At 45.3% G+C, this 22,712-nt stretch carries 19 protein-coding genes; 3 read left to right on the forward strand and 16 right to left on the reverse strand.

Going from position 1 to position 22,712, the window contains the following annotated elements; genetic code table 11:
• Positions 1 to 25 precede the first annotated feature (25 nt).
• The 3 genes from fsa to ACSVDE_RS15305 form a co-directional block, all read right to left on the reverse strand.
• Positions 26 to 673: a fructose-6-phosphate aldolase gene (fsa, locus tag ACSVDE_RS15295; protein ID WP_439301718.1), complete on the reverse strand. Its 648-nt coding sequence runs from the start codon at positions 671 to 673 to the stop codon at positions 26 to 28.
• 178 nt (positions 674 to 851) lie between these two features.
• Positions 852 to 1,715: a class II fructose-1,6-bisphosphate aldolase gene (gene fba / locus ACSVDE_RS15300; protein WP_439301719.1), complete on the reverse strand. Its 864-nt coding sequence runs from the start codon at positions 1,713 to 1,715 to the stop codon at positions 852 to 854.
• A 263-nt stretch (positions 1,716 to 1,978) separates the two neighbouring features.
• A complete protein-coding gene (locus ACSVDE_RS15305; RefSeq protein WP_226547492.1) occupies positions 1,979 to 2,347 on the reverse strand; it encodes a response regulator in 369 nt (122 codons plus the stop codon).
• A gap of 169 nt (positions 2,348 to 2,516) precedes the next feature.
• Here ACSVDE_RS15305 and ACSVDE_RS15310 point away from each other — a divergent pair, with 169 nt between their 5' ends.
• A complete protein-coding gene (locus ACSVDE_RS15310) occupies positions 2,517 to 3,038 on the forward strand; it encodes a DUF2529 family protein (RefSeq protein ID WP_439301720.1) in 522 nt (173 codons plus the stop codon).
• A gap of 898 nt (positions 3,039 to 3,936) precedes the next feature.
• Here ACSVDE_RS15310 and ACSVDE_RS15315 read toward each other — a convergent pair.
• The 10 genes from ACSVDE_RS15315 to ACSVDE_RS15360 form a co-directional block, all read right to left on the reverse strand.
• Positions 3,937 to 5,541 carry a CTP synthase gene (locus ACSVDE_RS15315; protein WP_439301721.1) on the reverse strand — a complete coding sequence of 535 codons (1,605 nt, stop codon included), beginning with the start codon at positions 5,539 to 5,541 and terminating at the stop codon, positions 3,937 to 3,939.
• Positions 5,542 to 5,777: 236 nt separating this feature from the next.
• Entirely contained in the window at positions 5,778 to 6,332 is a 555-nt protein-coding gene (gene rpoE, locus ACSVDE_RS15320; protein WP_439301722.1) for a DNA-directed RNA polymerase subunit delta, read from the reverse strand.
• A 586-nt stretch (positions 6,333 to 6,918) separates the two neighbouring features.
• Positions 6,919 to 10,182, reverse strand: coding sequence for a fused isobutyryl-CoA mutase/GTPase IcmF (gene icmF / locus ACSVDE_RS15325; RefSeq protein WP_439301723.1), 3,264 nt, complete (start codon positions 10,180 to 10,182; stop codon positions 6,919 to 6,921).
• 65 nt (positions 10,183 to 10,247) lie between these two features.
• Positions 10,248 to 10,889: a TetR/AcrR family transcriptional regulator gene (locus ACSVDE_RS15330; RefSeq protein WP_439301724.1), complete on the reverse strand. Its 642-nt coding sequence runs from the start codon at positions 10,887 to 10,889 to the stop codon at positions 10,248 to 10,250.
• 2 nt (positions 10,890 to 10,891) lie between these two features.
• Positions 10,892 to 11,866, reverse strand: coding sequence for a methylmalonyl Co-A mutase-associated GTPase MeaB (gene meaB / locus ACSVDE_RS15335; RefSeq protein ID WP_439301725.1), 975 nt, complete (start codon positions 11,864 to 11,866; stop codon positions 10,892 to 10,894).
• A 29-nt stretch (positions 11,867 to 11,895) separates the two neighbouring features.
• Complete coding sequence (locus ACSVDE_RS15340; protein WP_439301726.1) at positions 11,896 to 13,038, reverse strand: acyl-CoA dehydrogenase; 1,143 nt, start codon at positions 13,036 to 13,038, stop codon at positions 11,896 to 11,898.
• A 172-nt stretch (positions 13,039 to 13,210) separates the two neighbouring features.
• Positions 13,211 to 14,353, reverse strand: a complete 1,143-nt coding sequence (locus tag ACSVDE_RS15345) for an acyl-CoA dehydrogenase (protein ID WP_439301727.1) — start codon at positions 14,351 to 14,353, stop codon at positions 13,211 to 13,213.
• Between the two features lie 33 nt (positions 14,354 to 14,386).
• On the reverse strand, positions 14,387 to 15,238 hold the full coding sequence (locus tag ACSVDE_RS15350; RefSeq protein ID WP_439301728.1) for a 3-hydroxybutyryl-CoA dehydrogenase: 852 nt from the start codon (positions 15,236 to 15,238) through the stop codon (positions 14,387 to 14,389).
• Positions 15,239 to 15,257: 19 nt separating this feature from the next.
• Positions 15,258 to 16,445 carry an acetyl-CoA C-acetyltransferase gene (locus tag ACSVDE_RS15355; protein WP_439301729.1) on the reverse strand — a complete coding sequence of 396 codons (1,188 nt, stop codon included), beginning with the start codon at positions 16,443 to 16,445 and terminating at the stop codon, positions 15,258 to 15,260.
• A gap of 129 nt (positions 16,446 to 16,574) precedes the next feature.
• A complete protein-coding gene (locus ACSVDE_RS15360) occupies positions 16,575 to 18,707 on the reverse strand; it encodes a (Fe-S)-binding protein (RefSeq protein ID WP_439301730.1) in 2,133 nt (710 codons plus the stop codon).
• A gap of 244 nt (positions 18,708 to 18,951) precedes the next feature.
• Between ACSVDE_RS15360 and cls the strand changes: the two genes are divergently transcribed.
• Together cls and ACSVDE_RS15370 are read left to right on the forward strand one after the other, a co-directional pair.
• A complete protein-coding gene (gene cls / locus ACSVDE_RS15365) occupies positions 18,952 to 20,148 on the forward strand; it encodes a cardiolipin synthase (RefSeq protein ID WP_439301731.1) in 1,197 nt (398 codons plus the stop codon).
• Between the two features lie 174 nt (positions 20,149 to 20,322).
• Complete coding sequence (locus ACSVDE_RS15370) at positions 20,323 to 20,958, forward strand: hypothetical protein (protein ID WP_439301732.1); 636 nt, start codon at positions 20,323 to 20,325, stop codon at positions 20,956 to 20,958.
• A gap of 43 nt (positions 20,959 to 21,001) precedes the next feature.
• Here the strand turns inward: ACSVDE_RS15370 and ACSVDE_RS15375 are convergent, their stop codons facing one another.
• From ACSVDE_RS15375 to ACSVDE_RS15385, 3 genes are all read right to left on the reverse strand, one after another.
• On the reverse strand, positions 21,002 to 21,472 hold the full coding sequence (locus ACSVDE_RS15375) for an RDD family protein (RefSeq protein WP_439301733.1): 471 nt from the start codon (positions 21,470 to 21,472) through the stop codon (positions 21,002 to 21,004).
• A 71-nt stretch (positions 21,473 to 21,543) separates the two neighbouring features.
• Positions 21,544 to 22,311 (reverse strand): alpha/beta fold hydrolase, encoded by a 768-nt coding sequence (locus ACSVDE_RS15380; RefSeq protein ID WP_439301734.1) that lies wholly within the window; start codon positions 22,309 to 22,311, stop codon positions 21,544 to 21,546.
• Between the two features lie 15 nt (positions 22,312 to 22,326).
• A complete protein-coding gene (locus tag ACSVDE_RS15385) occupies positions 22,327 to 22,500 on the reverse strand; it encodes a XapX domain-containing protein (RefSeq protein ID WP_226547509.1) in 174 nt (57 codons plus the stop codon).
• Positions 22,501 to 22,712: the final 212 nt, after the last annotated feature.

Genomic DNA, 22,712 nt, shown 5'->3' on the forward strand with positions numbered 1-22,712 from the left:
TCATCCATTATTTTCCTGAGTTCTTTTAACCTTTTTGACTATTATTCCAGTCAGCCAGGAATTTTTCAATGCCCTGGTCTGTTAAAGGGTGACTCATGAGTTGGTTCAGTACTTTCGCTGGAATCGTCGCAATATCCGCACCACGAAGTGCTGCTTCTGTTACATGGATCGGATGACGGATAGATGCCGCAATGATCTCTGTTTCGATTCCGTGGACATTGAAAATCTCCGCAATTTCAGAAATCAACGGTAATCCATCCTGACCAATATCATCGAGTCTTCCTAGGAAAGGTGATACATATGTAGCACCTGCACGCGCTGCCAATAGCGCTTGGTTTGCCGAGAAGATCAACGTTACATTCGTTTTGATTCCTAATTCAGTAAAAGTCTTTACAGCTTTCAGTCCGTCCTTTGTCATAGGGACTTTAACGGTGATGTTAGGAGCGATGGCTGCAAGCTCTTTCCCTTCTTCCACCATTTCTTCATACTTCAAGCCAATGACTTCGGCACTAACAGATTCGGAAACGAATGAAGTGATTTCACGCAACCGATCATGGAAATCGACACCTTCTTTTGCAACCAATGAAGGGTTTGTCGTGACGCCTCCTAAAATTCCAAGCTCATGAGCTTCACGAATTTCGTCTACGTTCGCTGAATCAATAAAGAATTTCATGTGCAGTTTCACTCCTTATGTTTATAAAACGTTCGTTTGTATTTGTATATATTAGTGGGTTTTGACTTTGTAGTAGGGAGGGGAAATGACAACTTTGCTGAAAGTTATCCTGGCTTAATGGATAAGTGGAAAGGAAACCGAGTCTCGGTTTCCTTTACCAACTTGTATCAAATTAGACTTATGCTTGGTTTGAAGAACCGAATTCACGCATCTTGCCTTTGACTGTTTCCTTGATCGCTTCACGTGCAGGTCCCATGTATTTACGAGGATCATACAACTCAGGCTTCTCAGCAAGTACTTCACGAACAGCTTTTGATGCTGAAATTTGGCTTTCAGTGTTGACGTTGATTTTCGCGTGACCATAAGAGATCGCTTTTTTGACATCCTTTGTCGGAATTCCTGTACCACCATGAAGGACAAGCGGTACACCAGTCAATTCACTGATTTCTTTCATACGGTCGAACCCAAGGTTAGGCTCTCCTTTATATGGTCCGTGTACAGAACCTAGTGCTGGAGCGAAGCAGTCAACACCTGTTTCACGGATCAATTGATCGCACTCGGATGGAATCGCGTATGCTGCTTCTGCATCATCAACAATCACATCGTCTTCTTGTCCGCCGATACGTCCAAGTTCCGCTTCTACAGAAACTCCGACAGCATGTGCAACCTCTACCACTTTCTTCGTTAGAGCGATGTTCTCTTCAAGTGGGTAGTGGGATCCATCAATCATAACGGAAGTGAATCCAGCGTTGATTGCTTGGACACATTTTTCGAAACTAGAGCCGTGGTCAAGGTGAATGGCAACCGGTACTGTCACATTGTATTCTTCCATTAGTGATTCAACCAGGTTGACGACTGTTTTGAAGCCACCCATATAACGAGCTGCACCTTCAGATACTCCACAAATTAATGGAGATTTCTCTTCTTCAGCAGCTTGAAGAATCGCTTGAGTGAACTCAAGGTTATTCAAGTTATATTGACCAACTGCGTATCCTTCCGCCTTGGCTTTTTCGAGCATTTCCTTCATTGAAACTAAAGGCATTGACATTTTCCTCCTTGTGGGTAATTGACCCTTATTTATTCATGCTTACAGAGGGTGATTGCGAATCGATCGCCAATCAACCCCTGACAAGATTAACTTGGATTCATAAAAACAATTATAGCATATCAATTTTGACCGGAATCCGCAATCCGTACGAAAAAAGGTTGATCCAAATTCCCCAAGGTACAGCTCCTTTCCGATAATCGTAATGGAGCGGTTCTAAGGTTTTGAATCAACCCTATTCTGTGCGTTGTGTACAACAATTATGAGCGTATTGGTAGATTTTTCTTCACGACTTCCCGTATTTCATCGATATCAAAAGGTTTTGCAAAGTGAGTGATCGCACCCAACTCCATGGCTTCATGGATCATATCCAGCTCACCATAAGCAGTCATGATGATGACGCCGACATCTTTATCCACTTTTTTGACTCTGCGTAAAATCTCTAGCCCATCCATACCCGGGATTTTCATATCGAGAATCAGTAAATCTGGCTTTTCATTTTTTACAATGGATAATGCCTGGACTCCGTTTGCAGCTTGAAAGGTTTGATAGCCTTCCTTTTTGAAGATTTCATTCAACAAAATACGGATTCCATATTGGTCATCGACGATTAGAATTTTCCCTTTCATACCTATATCACACCCTAGCTTCCTTGTTGTTGTAATGCCCTTCTATATGATCTCTTTACATAATTCGCTGAATTTCTTCATTCTCCTTCTATATCGTCAAAATCTACCATTTGAATTCGGATTTTATGATTTTCAGTCGACACGTTATACTATTTGGGAGGTGATCGACATGTTGAAAATATTCACAACCCAATTATTCGGGGTGTTTCGTAATATACAAGAAACCGAAGAGGATCGAATTGAAGACTGCGCCCGTCTTCTAGCCCAATCCGTCATTGGTGATGGAACCATCTATGTAAAAGGTTTCGATGAACTCGAAGCCATTGCTACGGTCATCGTCAATAGTGAGGAAAGAATTCCTTCTGTTTCACCTTATCGGAACGATGTTGAGCTCAAGCCAGAAGACTGTTTGCTGGTATTTTCAAACAAAGCAAATGATGATCGAAGCTTGAAGGTACTTGAGGTTGCCCGTTCCGTTGGTGCTTCCACTGTATCCGTTGGTGCTGTCGAAAGCGGACAAGAAACGGCTATTGATGAATTTCACATTGATACGAAACTACTGAAAGGTCTGGTACCAGACGATGAAGGCCGCCGAGTTGGTTACCCGACTTTCATGTGCGCCCTTTATGCTTACTATGCACTTTATTTTACCGTCTCAGAAATGCTCGAAGAATATGATATTGAAGATTAAATTAGTCTTCATTCTACAGAAAAAGTTTAATTCTGTTAAATTTTTTATATTTTTTTAATATTTTAGCAGGTAAATTGTAAAAAGATGGAGAATCATTAGATTAAAGCGTGACAAAAGTCACCTTTTTCCGCAAATCCTCTACAGCCCATCTACAATATATCCCCCAAAACATTTCAGAGTCTACCTTCTCTCCCCTCAATCTCTGGACCCATATGCAGAAACTGACCCGATTTGATACTTCAAAATGGCTGTAGCAGGAGCCACGTACATAGTGGAACGCGAGACCTTTTCAGGCTATGTTCATTCCGGAACCAGCGACGGAATGTTCATAGCCTGTTTGGGTTTTTTGGATATTTAATGTTGTCTCTAATATATCTCCCTCCGATTTGTGCTTGATTATACTTCTTGAATCCACTCTTGAGTCTTAATGGATCCAGTTACTTATTGATAATTGATGAAGAATGACTAATTTATAAATCTAACGGACATTGAGGACCTTATTTCTATACATTATTCACTTTTACTAAACCTAACGGACATATGGTACCTTATTTGGGCCAAAATCATTAAAAACCATATACTTTTTAAAGAATAGCGTCTCTGATGTCCGTTTGCACCCCGAAATGAGCTTTTTTGTCACAAATAACGGATCTCCTGTCCGTACAACAAAAAATCACACCTAAATTCACAGCCCTCCAATAATTATTTCAGCCCTTGTAAAATGGTATGTGAATTCATATGTTATTTAGGCACAAAAGATTAGGGAATGGCTGATATAACAATAAAAAACGCACTGTGAATTTCATTGTGAAATCCAGTGCGTTTCTCTTTGTTATTAACTTGTTTGCACCTCTGAAGTGAACCCGTTAGCTTTTCGTCGATCGGTTTCTATAATGAATTATTTTTTCAGGTTTGTTGCTGCATTTACGAAGTCACGGAAGAGTGGTTGTGGTCTTGTCGGGCGTGACTTGAATTCCGGGTGGAATTGAGATGCGACGAACCAAGGGTGATCCTTCAATTCGATGATCTCGACAAGTCTTCCGTCCGGACTTGTCCCAGAGAAAATGAACCCAGCGTTCTCCATCTCTTCGCGGAACTCATTGTTGAACTCATAACGGTGGCGATGGCGTTCATATACAACTTCGTCACCATAAGCTGCAAAAGCATTTGTATCTTCTTGCAACTTACAAGGATAGATCCCAAGTCGGAGTGTACCTCCAAGGTCTTCTACATCCTTTTGCTCTGGTAGTAGGTCGATGACAGGATGTGTCGTCGCAGGGTTGATTTCTGCAGAGTGCGCATCCTCATATCCGAGTACGTGACGAGCAAATTCAACGGAAGCCAATTGCATTCCAAGACAGATACCAAGCATCGGCACTTTATTTTCACGTGCATAACGAATAGCAGAAATTTTACCTTCAATACCACGATCTCCAAATCCACCAGGAATCAAGATCCCGTCTGCATCGCCTAGCATTTCTTCTACATTTTCAGCTGTAACCTCTTCAGAGTTCACCCAGTCGATTTCGATGTCAGCATCAAATTCATAACCTGCGTGACGTAAGGATTCGACAACTGAAATATACGCATCTGGTAATGCGACGTATTTTCCGACTAATGCAATTTTCGTCTTGTTTTTCAAATTCGTAACTCGGTTGACGAGCTCTTTCCACTCCGTCATGTCCGCTTCCTGACAATTAAGCTTCAAGTGCTTGCAGACGATTTGATCCATGTTCTGTTTTTGTAGAGATAGGGGAACTTCGTATAACGTCTCTGCGTCCATCGCTTCAATCACTGAATCCGGGTGGATGTCACAGAACAAGGCAATTTTGTCCTTCATTTCTTGCGGTAACGGCATTTCATTACGAACGACGATGATGTTCGGCTGAATTCCGAGTGAACGCAGTTCTTTTACACTGTGCTGAGTCGGCTTCGTTTTCATTTCGCCTGCAGCCTTGATGTATGGAACGAGCGTACAATGGATGTACATTACGTTCTCGACACCGATGTCGCTCTTGATCTGACGGATTGCTTCGAGATATGGAAGACTTTCAATATCCCCTACTGTACCGCCGATTTCTGTAATGACGACTTCCGCGTTTGTTTCCCGTCCTGCACGGAAAACGCGCTCTTTGATTTCATTCGTGATGTGCGGAATGACCTGTACCGTTCCACCAAGATAGTCTCCACGACGTTCTTTTTTCAATACAGTGGAATAGATCTTTCCTGTCGTAACGTTGCTGTATTTGTTCAGGTTGATGTCGATGAAACGCTCATAGTGCCCTAAGTCAAGGTCAGTTTCTGCGCCATCATCTGTTACGAATACTTCACCGTGTTGGTAAGGACTCATTGTACCTGGATCCACGTTGATATATGGATCGAACTTTTGAATCGTGACCTTTACACCTCTATTTTTTAAAAGACGGCCGAGTGATGCCGCTGTTATTCCTTTTCCTAAGGAAGATACTACTCCACCAGTTACGAAGATATACTTTTTTGTCACGTTGGTTCCCCCTTGAGTTCCGTAATTTTAATTTTATCCTCTTAACAGTATGCCGAAATAAACAGGTATTAATAGAAGGGGCAAAATAAATATAAAAAAAACAAAAGCGACACCTGTCCCTCACGGGGGGCGCTTTTGTTTTTGGGTTCATATATATTCGATTTCAATTCATTTTAAGACTATAAGTAAAGCCCAAAAATGATTCTATCTACTTTCCTTGTAAATGTCAAGGTCTATTATCGGTCTTCTTCGTCGTCTTCCGATTCTTCGCTATCGTAGTTATCGTCTTCGGAATCTTCGTCATCGTCGGAAAGGTCGCCTTCTTCTTCGTCGAAGTCTACGTATTCCTCATCTTCCTCGTCGACATCATCTTCATCATCGGCGTCGAAGTCGTCTTCAAGATCGTCTTCGAAATCTTCATCCAGCTCATCCTCGAAATCTTCGAAATCCTCATCGAGGTCATCCTCATAAGCTGCTTTCGCTTTTTTACCTTTTTTCTTCTTAGGTTTGATTGTCGTTGCTAGCTCTTCATCGCTGCTTTCAACTGGGTACCAAACCTTAAGACCCCATTGGTTGTCTCCGACACAAACGAAACGGCCGTCAATGTTGATGTCTGTGTAAAATTGAGCGACACGCTTTTTTTGTTCCTGTGGTTCCATATCACGCACACTGGACACTTGTTCCATCAGTTGTGTGAACGGTGTCGGTTTCTTGTTGTCTTTTAAAATATGATATGCGATTTCTAGCATTGAAACTTCTTTCAATTCTTCCTTAGAGTACATATCGAGCATCTAAAGGCACGTCCTTTCTACTTATGGATCGATATCGTGAACCAGCCAACTTCAGGCTGTTCTATACATAAAGCGATGGAAGCAGAACAATGTCTACGTATCCATAGCCATAGCTAACGTAATCATACCATCCATTATAAACAATTTCTCTAAAGATATGCTATAGCTGTGCATAAATTTTTCAAATAAATCTCCTAGAAAGAAATAATAGATTCTGTATGGTTCTCATATGTTGGTCTTGTTGTTAGTTGTTGCTTTTAAGCCCTTTTTAAAAATCACCTTGTGTAAGTTGATTGTAGAGCAAGGTGCGAGACTCCGACGGGATCAGCGGGACAGGTGAGACCATTCAATGTCGCGAAGTGACGAGTGGGCTCACCGCACGCCCCGCGGAAAGCGAGCATCCTGGAGCGGAAATCAACAACTTTTAAAGAAAACTTGGCGAGACCAAGCTTATGAGGTCGAGCCTTAGTTGCCCTTATACTGAAGAAAGTATTTCATACTTTCTTCAAGTGCAAGAGCAACAAAGTTTACGAAAACAACCTCAAAAAAGAAAGGCTGACGTTTGTCAGCCCTCTCTATGATTCTATTACATGTTACGTCGGTATTTTCCGCCTACTTCATACAGCGCTCGGGTGATTTGACCGAGGCTTGCATGTCGGACTGTCGTCATCAACTCATCAAACAAGTTGCCACCCGACAATGCCGTTTGCTTCAGGCGGTGTAACGCTTCAGCAGTCGTATCTTCGTGCTGCTTCTGGAACTCACGCAAGTGCGTGATTTGTTGTTCCTTCTCTTCTTTCGTCGCACGAGCGAGCTGCATGTTGAAGTCCTCTTCAGAAGGAGGATTCGGGTTCAAGTACGTGTTCACTCCGATGATCGGCAGTGAACCGTCATGTTTCTTCATTTCGTAATACATCGATTCTTCTTGTATCTTACCGCGCTGGTATTGTGTTTCCATCGCGCCAAGCACGCCACCGCGCGTATTGATGCGTTCGAATTCTCTCAAAACAGCTTCCTCAACTAGGTCAGTCAACTCTTCAATGATGAAGGAGCCTTGTAAGGAGTTTTCGTTTTTCGCTAATCCAAGCTCTTTTGTAATGATCATCTGAATTGCCATTGCACGGCGTACAGATTCTTCCGTCGGTGTCGTAATCGCTTCATCATAAGAGTTCGTGTGAAGCGAGTTACAGTTATCGTAAATTGCCATGAGCGCCTGCAAGGTCGTACGGATATCGTTGAAGTCGATTTCCTGAGCGTGCAAGGAACGACCTGACGTTTGGATATGATACTTCAGCTTCTGGCTTCGCTCATTGCCTTTGTATTTGTTTTTCATGACTGTTGCCCAAATTCGACGTGCAACACGGCCGATGACCGTATATTCCGGATCAAGACCGTTACTGAAGAAGAACGACAAGTTCGGTGCGAACGTATCGATATCCATGCCACGGCTGAGGTAGTACTCGACATATGTGAAACCATTCGCGAGCGTCAACGCGAGTTGCGTAATCGGGTTCGCGCCAGCTTCAGCGATATGATAACCGGAAATGGACACAGAATAATAGTTTCGGACTTTGTTGTCGATGAAATACTCCTGGATGTCACCCATCAGGCGCAATGCGAACTCAGTCGAGAAGATACAAGTGTTTTGTCCTTGGTCTTCTTTCAGGATGTCCGCTTGGACTGTACCACGCACGACAGACAACGTCTTCGCCTTGATTTCTGCAGTTTCCTCTTCATTCGGCTTGCGTCCATTTTCTTCTTCAAAACGAGCAAGCTGTTGATCGACCGCAGTATTCATATACATCGCCAGGATGATCGGTGCTGGACCGTTGATCGTCATGGAGACAGAAGTCGTCGGTGACGTCAGGTCGAAGCCAGCATACAGCTTTTTCATATCTTCGAGCGTACAGATGCTGACGCCGCTCTCCCCAACTTTTCCATAAATGTCCGGACGGTGGTCAGGGTCTTCGCCATATAGAGTGACCGAATCGAACGCCGTCGATAGACGTTTCGCATCGTCATCTTTCGATAGATAATGGAAACGGCGGTTTGTTCGCTCTGGTGTCCCTTCACCCGCAAATTGACGCTTCGGATCTTCGCCTTTTCGTTTGAACGGGAATACGCCTGCTGTGAATGGATAACGTCCTGGAACGTTTTCGAGCATCGACCAGCGGACGATTTCGCCCCAATCCTTGAACTTCGGTAAAGCGACTTTCGGAATATCAAGACCCGATAGGCTTCGTGTCTTCAGTTCGGTCACTATTTCCTTGTCGCGGATCTTCGTGACGAATTCATCCTTGCTGTATTGTTCCTTCAACGAATCCCATCCGTCTAAAATTTCTTTCACCTCAGGATGGACTTTCTTTTCGTAGTTGTTTTTCACATCATTCAATGTGCGGATTGTCACGTCACCGTTTTCGTTCGTTTCTTCGATCGCTTCAAGAGTACCCTCGATTTGGAACAGTTTGCGAGCGGTTTCAGATTGCTCAGAAACGAACTCCTTGTAACCACGGACCGTTTGGACGATTTCATTCAGATATCCGACACGGTCAGGAGGGATGATCATATTCTGCTTTTCGACTTTCCCTTCACTGCTAAAAGATGTCGTCCAATCGAGGCCGAACTTTTCATTCAACACACCAACGAGTGCATTGAACAGGATGTTCGTACCCTCGTCGTTGAACTGGCTTGCGATCGTGCCATAGACAGGCATCTTATCAAGGTCTTGATCAAACAGCATACGGCTGCGTTGATACGTTTTGCGCACTTCACGAAGTGCATCCTCTGAACCTTTTCGGTCGAATTTGTTGATCGCAATCAAATCGGCAAAATCGATCATATCGATTTTTTCCAATTGAGAAGGCGCTCCGAATTCACTTGTCATGACGTACATGGATACATCTGAGACTTCGACGATTTCCGCATTTCCTTGCCCGATACCGCTCGTTTCGACGATGATCAAATCATAGCCGGCTGCTTTCACGACAGACAGCGCATCGGTAATCGCTTCGGAAAGCTCCGTTTTCGAACCACGGGTTGCGAGACTTCGCATGTACACACGCGGAGAATGGATCGCGTTCATACGGATCCGGTCTCCGAGCAATGCGCCACCTGTTTTCTGTTTCGTCGGATCGACCGAGATGATCGCGATCGTTTTATCCTCAAATTCGTTCAAATAACGACGGACGAGCTCATCGGTCAAGGAGCTCTTACCCGCTCCACCTGTACCAGTGATTCCGAGGACAGGTACTTTGTTCTGCATCTCTTTCATTTGTGTGATCGCTTTTTCAGCTGTAGCAGCCATCTCTTCCGCTTTCACTTTTCCAAAGTTCTCAGCAACGGTAATGAGACGTGCCACGGCTTTCGGGTCACGATTAGGAAGAAGATCCAGTTCATCATTCAGTTGAGTGAACGTCGGGAAGTCACACTCTTTGACCATCTGGTTGATCATGCCTTGTAAGCCAAGCGTTCGACCGTCTTCCGGTGAAAAGATGCGCGCAACACCGTACTCGTGCAATTCCTTGATTTCCTTCGGGATGATGACGCCGCCACCTCCGCCATAAACGCGGATATGAGAAGCTCCGTATTCTTTCAACAAGTCGACCATGTATTTAAAATACTCGACGTGTCCACCTTGATAGGAAGAGATTGCAATTCCTTGAACATCCTCCTGGATCGCCGCTTGCACGACTTCATCAACTGAGCGGTTATGTCCTAAGTGAATGACTTCTGCACCGCTCGCCTGGATGATTCTTCTCATAATGTTGATGGACGCATCATGCCCATCGAATAAGCTTGCTGCCGTTACGAAACGTACATGATTTTTCGGCTTATAAATTTCCGTTTCCATGTGAGGCTTGCTCCTTTCTTTTTTAACTATTTATGTTTTAAAGAGTACTTTGTTGGTGAGATCAACTACACCTGACTCGCCGCTTGATCCTTCCCAATCCCTTCCACCAGCAATTGGATCTGGAACTGCGTGTAGCTCTCCAATGTATGTTCCCTCTGCAACACCCAGCGTCTGAACGTCCACATCTGCCCTTGCAGCATGATGTTATGGGCGAGCAGATTCACTTCTTTTTCCGATAAAGACAGATTTCCAGCATCTACAGAGCGCTGGATCAATTTTTCAAACATGCCCGTCATTTCGATTTCTTTCCTAAGTACATATGGAAGCGCTTCATCTGAAAGCGACTTCGCTTCCTGATACATGACAAGCACTTCGTCCTGCATTTCATCCATTACTTTAAAATACGCGGCAATCGCTTCTTTGAGCCTGTTAATGCCTGGCTGATCCATGACAATCTCACTTTGAAGCCTCGAACGTACCTCATCATAGATCGAGTCACAGACCAGATATAATACGTCTTCCTTCGTACGGATATATTCATAAAGCGTACCGATGCTGAATCCTGCTGCTTTTGCGATTTCTCTTGTGGTCGTCCGGTGGAATCCTTTATCTTTGAAAAGGCTCACCGCCGCTTTGACCATTTCTTCTCTACGCTTTTGAATGAGCTTTTCATCTTTTACAAGTGAAGGTACTTTTTTCTTCCCCAACCTCATCCCTCTTTCGTAGTTGTATCTTCTCGTTCAACGTCTGCTGGATCGTCGATGAACTCCCTCAAAATCTGTGATGCAGCAGTGTACGGGTCGATTTCTCTGCGTTCAATCTGGTCTCTCCAGCTCCCGTTCTGGTGATCTTTTTGCAGTCGTTTCATCAGTTCATAATGGACGACCTCCAGAACTTCCTCTTGTAAAATCCGTGTTTTCTTCCGTTCGCCTTCTCCACTCTCTTTTAAAAAGTCGGCGTGTTTTTGTACCAGCGTCCAAAGGCTCTCCAATCCTTTATTCTCGGTGGAAATCGTCTGAGCGATCGGCGGGCGCCAAGCGGCGTCGTGTTTTACGAGGTCAAGCATTCCCTCGATTTCTGTCATCAGCTTCGACACCCCTGGTAAGTCCGCTTTATTGATGATGAACAAGTCTGCAATTTCCATGATTCCCGCCTTGAACACCTGTACGACGTCCCCGCTTCCCGGATTCAAGACGACCGCGGTCGTATCCGCGACTTTCATGATATCGAGCTCCGACTGTCCGACACCGACCGTTTCGACGAGAATGACGTCGAAGCCGTATGCGTCCAGGAGTCGGACCGCTTCCTTCGTCGTTCTCGCAAGTCCGCCAAGACTGCCGCGGGTCCCCATGCTTCGAATGTACACCCCTGGATCGGTAAAATGTTCAGCCATACGGACCCGGTCGCCTAACAGGGCTCCTCCGCTGAACGGACTGGTCGGATCAACTGCAACGATTCCGACTGTCAACTTTTTTGAACGGAGGTATTGAATGAACCGGTTGACGAGCGAGCTCTTCCCCGCACCAGGTGATCCTGTGATTCCGATGATGTGAGCACCCTTCCCCTGGTCATGCACATCCTTCAAAATCGCAAGCTTATCGGCATGATCATTTTCGAGATAGCTGATACCCCGGGCTAACGCTCTCATATCTTTGTCAATCAATTTCTTCGCGAGGTCGTGCATCGTTGGTCCTCCTGTCTTTCACCTGACCATTAATCTGCTAAAAGCATTCTTGAGATGACGAGTCTTTGAATCTCTTGGGTTCCTTCGTAAATTTGAGTGATCTTCGCATCACGCATGTAGCGCTCGACCGGATAATCCTTCGTATATCCGTATCCGCCATACACCTGAACGGCTTCTGTCGTCACTTCCATCGCGATGTCACCCGCATACAGTTTAGACATGGCTGATTCTTTACCATATGGAAGCCCTTCGCTTTCACGCCAAGCCGCTTGATAGGTTAGAAGTCTTGCAGCTTCAACTTTCGTCGCCATATCCGCCAGCTTGAATCCGATACCTTGTTGTAAGCCGATCGGTTTTCCGAACTGTTGACGTTCTTTTGCGTAGTTTGTGGATGCATCAAGTGCACCTTGTGCGATTCCGACTGCCTGAGCGGCAATCCCGTTACGACCACCATCGAGCGTCTGCATCGCAATCTTGAATCCTTCGCCTTCTTCTCCTAAACGGTTTTCCGCTGGAACGCGGCAATCTTCGAAAATGATTTCCAGTGTAGGGGATGAACGGATTCCAAGTTTCTTTTCCTTCTTACCGAATGAGAATCCAGGCGTCCCTTTTTCAACGATGAATGCTGTGATTCCTTTGTGCTTGCTTTCGCGATCCGTTACTGCGAATACAACATAAATTTCTGCATCTCCAGCGTTCGTGATGAAAATCTTCGACCCGTTGATGATATAGTCATCGCCGTCACGGACTGCTGTCGTTTTCATTTTGGAAGCATCAGACCCGGAGCCTGGCTCAGTAAGACCATATGCTCCTAGCTTCTTCCCTTCCGCCATCGGTCGAAGGAATTTCTGCTTCTGCTCTTCATTTCCATATTTATAAACCGGCCAGCCAGCAAGTGATGTATGAGCAGATAATGTTACACCCGTAGATGCACATACTCTTGATAGCTCTTCTACAGCGATGACATAGCTAAGGTAATCCGCACCGATTCCGCCGTACTCTTCCGGCCATGGGATTCCCGTTAACCCAAGCTGCGCCATTTGATCGAATAGACTGCGGTCGAAGCGTTCTTCTTCATCTCGCTCTGCTGCTGTCGGTTCCACTTCATTTTTCGCAAAATCTCGGACCATCTTTCTCAGCATTTCATGTTCTTCTGTTAGTTGGAATTGCATGTTTCCCTCTCCCTTTTCTAATTAGATCAATTCATCAATGAGTTCTACTGTCAACGGATTAGAAACAAGAAGTTCGAGGCACGTAGGTTTTTAGCGGCCGGAGTGTATAAATCATACATGAGGACCGATAAAAACCAAGTAACAACGAAATTCGCCGTTTATCATTCGTTGACTAGTTGTTCATCAAATGTTTGCTGATTACAACCCGCTGAATTTCGCTCGTTCCTTCGTAAATCTCACATACTTTCGCGTCACGGAACAATCGCTCAACTGGGTATTCCTTCGTGTAGCCGTATCCGCCGTGGATCTGCACCGCTTCTATCGCCGATTTCGTCGCGGTTGTTGAAGCGAACAGTTTCGCGATCGATGCATCTCTGCCGCACGGCTTGCCAAGTGACTTCAAGTTCGCTGCACGATAGGTTAAAAGCTTCGCAGCTTCCACTTCCGTTGCCATATCCGCCAGCTTGAACCCGACACCTTGCTGCAATCCGATCGGCTTACCGAACTGCTTTCGTTCTTTCGCATACGCAGTGGAATATTCAAGCGCTGCCTGACCGATTCCAAGCGCCTGTGCTGCAATTCCGATTCGTCCAGCATCAAGGTTGGACATCGCAATTTTGAAGCCCATACCCTCTTCTCCGAGTCTGTTCTCCACCGGTACTTTGGCATCTTCAAAAATGAGCTGGCTCGTATTCGACCCGTTCAAGCCCATCTTTTTCTCTTTTTTCCCGACCTCGAATCCTGGCGTATCTTTATCAACGATGAATGCAGTAATTCCGCGACTGCCTTCTTCCGGGTTCGTCGAGGCGAAAACGATGTACACATCCGCTTCCCCAGCGTTCGTGATGAACACTTTCGATCCGTTCAGAATGTAATGATCTCCGTCTCGTACTGCTTTCGTCTTCAAACCGCCCGCGTCCGATCCTGCTCCTGGCTCGGTCAATCCGAATGCACCAAGGTACTGTCCACTCGCAAGTTTCGTGACATATTTTTTCTTCTGCTCTTCTGTCCCGAAGTAATAAATCGGATTCGTTCCTACAGAAGTATGCACAGATAAGATGACACCGACCGTTGCGCTGACTCTTGAGAGCTCATTGATCGCTATGATGTAGGAAGTGAAGTCCATCCCAGCTCCACCGTACTCCTCAGGGATCGGTATCCCCATCAGTCCAAGCTCAGCCATCTTATCAATGACTGCTCTCGGAAACTCATCGGTTTCATCCATCTCCTCGACAATCGGTCGGATTTCCGCTTCCGCAAAATCACGGACCATTTTCCGCATCATTTCTTGTTCTTCTGTAAAACGAAGATTCATGGTCATCCCCCTGTCTGTCGATCCATCGACAATCTAGTTGTATTCGTAAAATCCTTTTCCAGTTTTCTTACCGAGCCATCCGGCCTTCACGTACTTACGCAATAATGGACATGGACGATACTTGTCGTCCCCGAATCCTTCATGCAACGTTTCCATGATATAGAGGCAAGTATCCAATCCGATAAAATCAGCGAGTGTCAACGGTCCCATTGGGTGATTCATACCGAGCTTCATCACTTCGTCAATCGCTTCTGGTTCAGCAACTCCTTCATAGACCGTGTAGATCGCTTCGTTGATCATTGGCATAAGGATACGGTTGGAAACGAATCCTGGGAAGTCGTTCACTTCTACCGGTGTTTTGGCAAGTGTTTTTGTCGTATCTTCAATCACTTTGTACACTTCGTCTGTTGTCGCAAGTCCTCTGATGATTTCAACCAGCTTCATGACCGGTACCGGATTCATGAAGTGCATGCCGATCACTTTCTCCGGACGGTTCGTTGCTGCTGCGATTTCTGTAATCGGTAAAGAGGACGTATTCGTTGCGAGAATTGCATGTTCTGGCGTAATTTCATCGAGATGAGTGAACAACTTGCATTTCACATCAAGGTTTTCGACAACCGCTTCGACGACCAAGTCGACATCGGATGCGTTATTCAAGTCTGTGGACGGTTTAAGACGTCCTAAAACCGCGTCCGCTTCTTCTCTTGTCATGCGTTCTTTTTCCACTTGTCGGTTCATGTTCTTGGAGATGTAGTCCATCCCTTTTTGTACGAAATCTTCTTTCAAGTCATGTAAAACGACGTTGTACTCCGCTTGTGCAAAAACTTGTGCAATTCCAGCGCCCATCTGTCCTGCGCCGACGACCATTATGTTTTTAATTTGCATGTATGTGAGCCTCCTTGGATTATTGCTTTTCTACTTCGACCATGATTGCGTCTCCTTGACCACCGCCACTGCAAATTGCAGCGATACCGATTCCGCCTCCGCGACGTTTCAGTTCGTGGATCAAGGTGATGATGATACGTGCTCCGCTTGCCCCGATCGGATGACCGAGTGCGACCGCACCACCGTTCACGTTCACTTTTTCCGCGTCAAGATCTGCAATTTGTGAGCTTGCCAGTGCTACTGCCGCAAAGGCTTCATTCACTTCAAAAAGATCGATTTCCGATAAAGATCTTCCAGTTTTCTTAAGGAGTTCATTGATGACGACACCCGGTGTTTGCGGGAAGTTTTCCGGTTCCATCGCAATTGCCGTGTGACCAAGAATCGTTGCCATCACTTGTTTGCCTTCTTTTTTCGCGCGATCCTCAGACATAAGGACGAGCGCACCAGCACCATCGTTTACGCCTGGTGCGTTTCCTGCCGTAATCGTTCCATCATGGTCGAACACCGGCTTCAATTTCCCAAGTGCTTCAGCTGTCGAATCCTTACGTGGTGCCTCATCGGCATCTACTACGACTGGATCTCCTTTTCGCTGAGGAACATCGACTGAGATGATCTCCTCTGCTAATTTTCCAGATTCCGTTGCCGCTACTGCACGTTGATGACTTCGGAATGCCCATTCGTCCTGCTGCTCTCGCGTGAGGTTGAACTCTTTTGCCGTCGAGTTTCCGTAGTTCCCCATATGGACACCCTTAAAAGAGCACGTCAATCCATCGGATACCATCGAGTCGATGACCTTGCCATCACCCATACGGAAGCCCCAACGTGCTTTTGGCATCATGTAAGGCGCGTTACTCATCGATTCCATGCCACCGGCAACGATGACCTCTTCATCTCCAGCACGGATGATCTGATCTGCCATCGTCACACTTCTCATTCCAGAGGCACAAACTTTGTTGACAGTCTCCGTTTTCACTCCCCATGGAATGCCAGCGATGTTGGCAGCTTGACGGGATGGGATTTGCCCTTGCCCTGCTTGAAGGACGCAACCCATGATGACTTCGTCGACATCCTGTGGCGAAATGCCTGCGCGGACGAGCGCTTCTTTGATCGCTGTTCCTCCAAGTTGGGACGCTGTCAATGAACTGAGAGCACCTCCGAATTTTCCAAACGGCGTACGGACTCCACTAACGATTACGGTCTTCCCCATTTGCTAACTCCTCCTTTTAATTGGTGAATTGCATTAGACTAAAATTGCGAGCGAACGCTCAATCGGCTACATAGAAAGAGATCAAGCTCGGTTTTCGGCCGAGCTGATCTATGGGCTTAAGCTTTTCATCTATTGAGCAATCTTTTGTTCTTCGTTTCCAAGTACGGAGCGTTCGAGGATTTCAACGACATCCAGCGTCTGGACGTTGTCTTCCACTTCTTTCGCTTTCGTACCGTCACTGAGCATCGTCAGGCAGTAAGGACATCCGCTTCCGATCATCGTCGGACTCACTTCGAGCGCTTGCTCTGTACGTGATACGTTGACTCGATGTCCTGCATCTTCTTCCATCCACATCAGTCCGCCACCGGCTCCACAGCACATACCGTTTTGACGGTTACGGTTCATTTCAACGACGTTCACGCCCGGAATCGCTTTCAAAATATCACGAGGTGGTTCATACACTTCGTTGTAACGACCTAGGTAACAAGAATCATGATATGTGATCGTCTCGTTGACTTCGTGTGTTGGATTCAAGCGACCTTCACGGATCCATTCTGCTAACAACTCTGTATGGTGATACACTTCTACGCCTTCTAGACCGAAATCAGGATACTCATTTTTGAATGTGTTATAAGCGTGAGGGTCGATCGTGATGATCTTCTTCACGTTATGCTTTTCAAACAACTCGATGTTCTTCGTCGCGATTTCCTGGAACAAGAATTCGTTTCCGATACGACGAGGCGTATCTCCAGAGTTTTTCTCCTTGTTACCGAGGATTGCGAACTTGATGCCTGCTGAGTTCATCATGCGTGCAAGAGACAACGCAATCTTTTGGCTTCGGTTATCGTAAGAGCCCATTGAGCTTACCCAGAACAGGTACTCAAACTCTTCACCAGCTTTTTCAACTTCTTTTACAGTTGGGATATGGACATCATCGTGTCCGTCGCGCCAATCTTCACGCTCTTTACGGCTAAGGCCCCAAGGGTTACCTTGACGCTCGATGTTCTGGATTGCACGCTGGCCATCCGCATCCATCTTCCCTTCCGTCAGAACGAGGTAACGACGCATGTCGATGATCTTATCGACGTGTTCGTTCATGACTGGACATTGGTCCTCACAGTTACGACATGTCGTACATGCCCAGATTTCTTCTTCCGTGATGACGTCACCGATCAGATCGATCGTATATTCGAATCCACGGCTTCCTTCTTCTACAGCTGCAGCCGTTTCGTTATGTCCGACACCTTGTGCTGCCAATTGGTTCCCTGTCGTGTTACTGAACGCAACAGCAGGTACCCAAGGTGTACGAGATGTGACCGCTGCTCCTTTTTCCGTCAAATGATCACGAATCTTGATGATCAGATCCATTGGAGAAAGCATTTTACCAGTACCCGTCGCTGGACAGACGTTTGTACAACGTCCGCACTCGACACATGCATAAAGGTCGACTAGCTGCTTCTGGTTGAAGTCCTCTACTTTACCAACACCGAATGTTTCTTGTGTTTCATCTTCAAAATCAATCGCTGCAAGCCTTCCAACCTTATGCGTACGGCCCAAGAATACGTTGATCGGACCTGCGATCAAATGCGCGTGCTTGGATTGCGGTACGTACACTAGGAATGTGAGCAAGATCAACAGGTGAACCCACCAGGATACATAGAATAGGACGGCAGAGCCGGTTTCTCCTACCCACCCGAATAAAAAGGCGATGGCACTCGCAACAGGTGCTGTCCAGCTCAATTCAAGGTCATGCCAGATGATTTCCATTCCGTTTCCGAATAGTACGGAAAGCATCAAGCCACCGATAAAGATCAGTACGAGTCCTGCTTTAAAGCCACGCTTCAAGCGGACGAGCTTTTCGATGTAACGGCGGTAAAAAGCCCAGATCACCGCTACAAGAATCATCAAGGTGACAAGTTCCTGGAACAATGTAAAGCCTGGATAAAGCGGTCCAAGTGGCAGATGCGATTCTGGCGCCAGTCCTTTCCAGATCATATCGATCGCGCCGAATTGAACCATGATGAATCCATAGAACATCATGACGTGGATGATTCCACTCTTTTTATCTTTCAAAAGTTTCTTTTGCCCGAAAACGTTGACGAGAATCGACTGGAATCGTTCCTTCATCGTATGATCGAATTCAGCTTTCTTCCCAAGCTTGATATACTCGTATCTCGTTTTCACGACGTAAGCGAATAAGTAGAATGCGTAAGCGGTTACAAAAAGAAATGCAAGCCAGTTGATAATCAATAGTGCGTCCAAAATGTTTCAGCCCCCTTCGGTTTTTCATGCGGTGAATTTACGGAAAAAAATAAATTAGGACCTCAATTCAGAATGAAACTAATTTTCTGACATCATTATAGCATAGATTCTTGTGAATGAGCATTCAGTCAACGATATTTTTGTAAAAAATTCTACATTTTTGGATGAGCCTTTTTTCCTGAATTTGATAGTTGAAGGTGCATTTGGGAATAGTAAGAGCACTACGAAAAGAGGAGCGGTTCCCATGAGCGTGCTTATGACAATCGTCATAATCCTTGCCATCATAGTGATTTGGGCGATTGCCGACTTCACTCTCGGAAGAAAAAAACATCAATCTGAATCCAATAAACTGACGCTCTCCCCAGAAGATGGTGATTGGGACTTCTTTTCAGAAGGGTCGACTTTTTTTGCACAATTTTTCGAAGATCTGAGGGCTGCCCAGTCGTTCATTTACGTCCAGTTCTATATCGTGCGGGATGATCCTCTCGGTCGCGAACTGTTCCAGATTTTAAAGAAGAAGGCTTCAGAGGGCGTTGAAGTGTTCTTTGTCGTGGATGCACTTGGGAGCCATAAATTGCCGAAGCAAGTGGTGGAAAATCTTCGTTCATCAGGCGTAAAGGTGTTGCTTATAGAAAGACCGAAATTTCCTTACTTGTTTTATTCCTATAATCGACGAAACCATCGCAAAGTCTCCGTCATAGATGGACGTTATGCGTATATTGGGGGATACAATGTCGGAGAGGAATACCTTGGAAAAGATCCGAAATTAGGCCATTGGCGGGATTATCATTTGCGATTGTCCGGACAAGTAGTAAGGCAGTTCCATTCCTTGATCCGATGGGAATTGGAGCAATCAACAGATGAATCATTCGACATTGATTTTCCTGATGTCTCTGAAACCGGTTCAGAACCATTCGAGTTACTTGCCACCAACGGTCAGCATATGGAGGAATTTTTCGTCAACAAAGTGAACGAAGCGAAGTCCTCCATTTTTATCGGTACACCTTATTTCATCCCTGGTCGGAAGCTTGTCCAAGCTTTGAAAAACGCATGTCAAAATGGCGTGAAAGTGAAGATTTTGATTCCGATGAGAGCGGATCACCTTTTCGTAAAAGAAGCAGCCATCCCGTATTTACTCCCGTTACTCAATGCAGGAGCAGAAATATACCGGTACTATCCAGGTTTTTATCACGCGAAAGTGTTGATGATCGACCACTCTTTTTGTGATATTGGAACGGCTAATTTTGATAAAAGAAGCTTTTATTTGAACAATGAAGTGAACTGCTTATTCACGAGCGAAACGTTGATTGAGAAGATTTCAAAGGTGATCGACTTCGATCTACAACAATCCGAACAGCTTTCCCTGCCCGATTTGACGCAACGATCTATTCTGGATCGTACAAAAGGGCTTTTCGCAAATATGATATCTAGATTTTTATGAGATGAATGCTGATGAATAGAGCGACCATCTGAGGTCTCCTCCCCCCCCACCTCCTTGCCCTATCATTTACATAAGGCTGGAGGTGCGTTACAATTTGAGCAAATGTTTCCCATGAGCAAAATTCATGTGAATGGGTAACAAAACAGCGCTCGGTAAAAAGGAGTTGTTCTATTCATGCTCAAACTATTACACGAATCTATCCCGTGGAGTAGTAAAATCAGTTTGTTGACATTCGGTCTCGCCATCATCTTTTCCCTCGTATCCACCCTTTTCCGAAGTGGTTCCAGCTTACTTGTCAGTATGTTCGTCGTCCTTTTGTTCATATTGATCGGTATTATCGGCGATACGATCGGACTTGCTGCTGCCACTTCGAAAGAGGTCCACTTTCATGCGATGGCATCGAAAAAAGTGACAGGAGCAAAGGAAGCTGCCTACATCTCCAAAAACGCACCCGTATTCTGTAGCTTCTTCAATGATGTTGTCGGTGATATTGCAGGAATCGTAAGTGGCGCTGCATCGACTGCCGTTGTTTTTCAAGCAGCCAAAATAATCAATACGACGGAAGGATCTGTTCTATTCATCATCATTACCGTTATTCTGACGAGTATCATTGCTGCACTAACCGTTGGAGGTAAGGCGATCTGCAAAACCATCGCCATTTATCAGTCCACCAACATCATTATCTTTACGGGTAAATGTATTTATTTTGGCAATCGTTTGGTTCAATTGTTCATGTTCAAACAACCAAGAAAAAAGAAAGCGTATCATCGATTCAAAAAAGCACCTGGTGACATAGCCAATAATGCATAGTTTTGAAATGTAAAAAACGACAGTCCGTGGACTGTCGTTTGCGCTATGCAGATATTTTGGCTTGTTTCTGTACATATTTCGGGACTGAACCTTTCACGACGACGGTGCCTGCGACCAGGTCATGCAAGCTCTTTCGATCCGTTCGCAAGAGCATCATACCGAAGCTGACCACGAGCAAAGCCCCAAATGAAACGATATAGAAAAATGGAACGATTCCATAACGGAGAAACATGGAAAGATAACCAGGCGGATTGCCTTTTCGCATTTCAATCCGGATTCCAGCCATCCATTTTCCGATGGTATACCCTCGGGTCAAAACAGGGACCATCAACCAATAGAAGGCTTCAAGGGCAATCGTTACCCAATCTCCCCTCCAATTCCCTACAACGAGAAAACTGATGACGGCCAATGGAGCAGTAATGACGACAAGGTCGACAATCAAAGCAAGAACTCGTTGCCAAATCGAAGCGTACACATGAATGTTCGGACGTTGCTTGTTCATGACTTCGTCCAAGAGCCTCTCCTCCTAAACAATAGCTTGTATAAAACTACTGTATGCACGAACACTGACAATTATTTCGGGTGTCAGTCGACGTTGGAGCTCATGAATGTATCGACAAGTTGGTTGAACGCGCGCCATTGTCGGATTGGTACTTCGTGAAATGCATTCCTTACAATCGCAATCTTTCCGTTTTTCAATGATGTCTCGTAATCCCTTTGATACCGTCGGATGTGCTTGACGAACTGTCCATAGATGACAAGGACTGGGTAATCCATTTCCGGCAGACGTTCACAGCAGGAATAATGGTAGGATGCTTCATAGAATTCATACCAATTGCGCTGATTTGTACTACTTACGGTTTTCCACAGCCGATTTCGATCTTCCTGCTGGATTCCATGACTTGTTACGAGAATTTTTCCTAAAAGATCCGGACTGAGTTTCAACAGTTTCATTCCAGCAAGGAATTCCGCTTTCAACATAGGTGTACAGACATGCGGAAAGCCCCCGCTCAAAATGAGCGCTTTCGTCCGTTCCGGGTAAGTGAGGGCAAAATGCTGGGCAACTGTCCCACCTGCCGAGTAGCCACAAATAACCGCTTTTTCCAAACTCAAAGTGTCCATCAGATGGAGCAGTTCCTCTGCCAGTGACTCGATGGTTACAGGCTCTTCAGTCCCTTCACTTTCTCCGTGACCGCACATGTCATAGAAGATGACCCTATAGGATGACGAAAGCGCCTTTTGATAATAAAAGACGCTTTTTCCCAATCCAGGTGGATGCAAGAATAGGATCGGAGTCCCTTCTCCCTGATCGATGATGCTCAGTTGACGATGGTGTACAGACAAGGTATCCAATGGCCAATGACTCCTTTAATTGTTCATGATATAAGGTAAAACTGAAATAACGAACTTATAACCTAAGTAGATTCCGACGATTCCAAGGATACCTGAGAAGGCAGGAGGTGCTGGAATGGGCAATTTGAAGAGCGCAAATACAACGCCCACAATAAAGCCAGATAAGATGGATAATAGTAATAGTTTCATTTCATGATTCCTCCAAATAAATGATGCTCTTATTAGCGTACAAAGTTCAGAAATTCACTCGCTTTCCGCACTTGCACAGGATGTGCTGACTTCGACGTTCACCATAGGACGTGGTGGTAGTTAGTCGAAGGTCCATGTTGTCCTGGCTCGCTAATCCCGCAGGAGTCTCGTGAATTTCTTTAATCCTCTTTTATACTGTAAAATCACTTAAC

This window comes from Pseudalkalibacillus sp. Hm43 (assembly GCF_051842935.1).
Taxonomy (GTDB): Bacteria; Bacillota; Bacilli; order Bacillales; family Fictibacillaceae; genus Pseudalkalibacillus.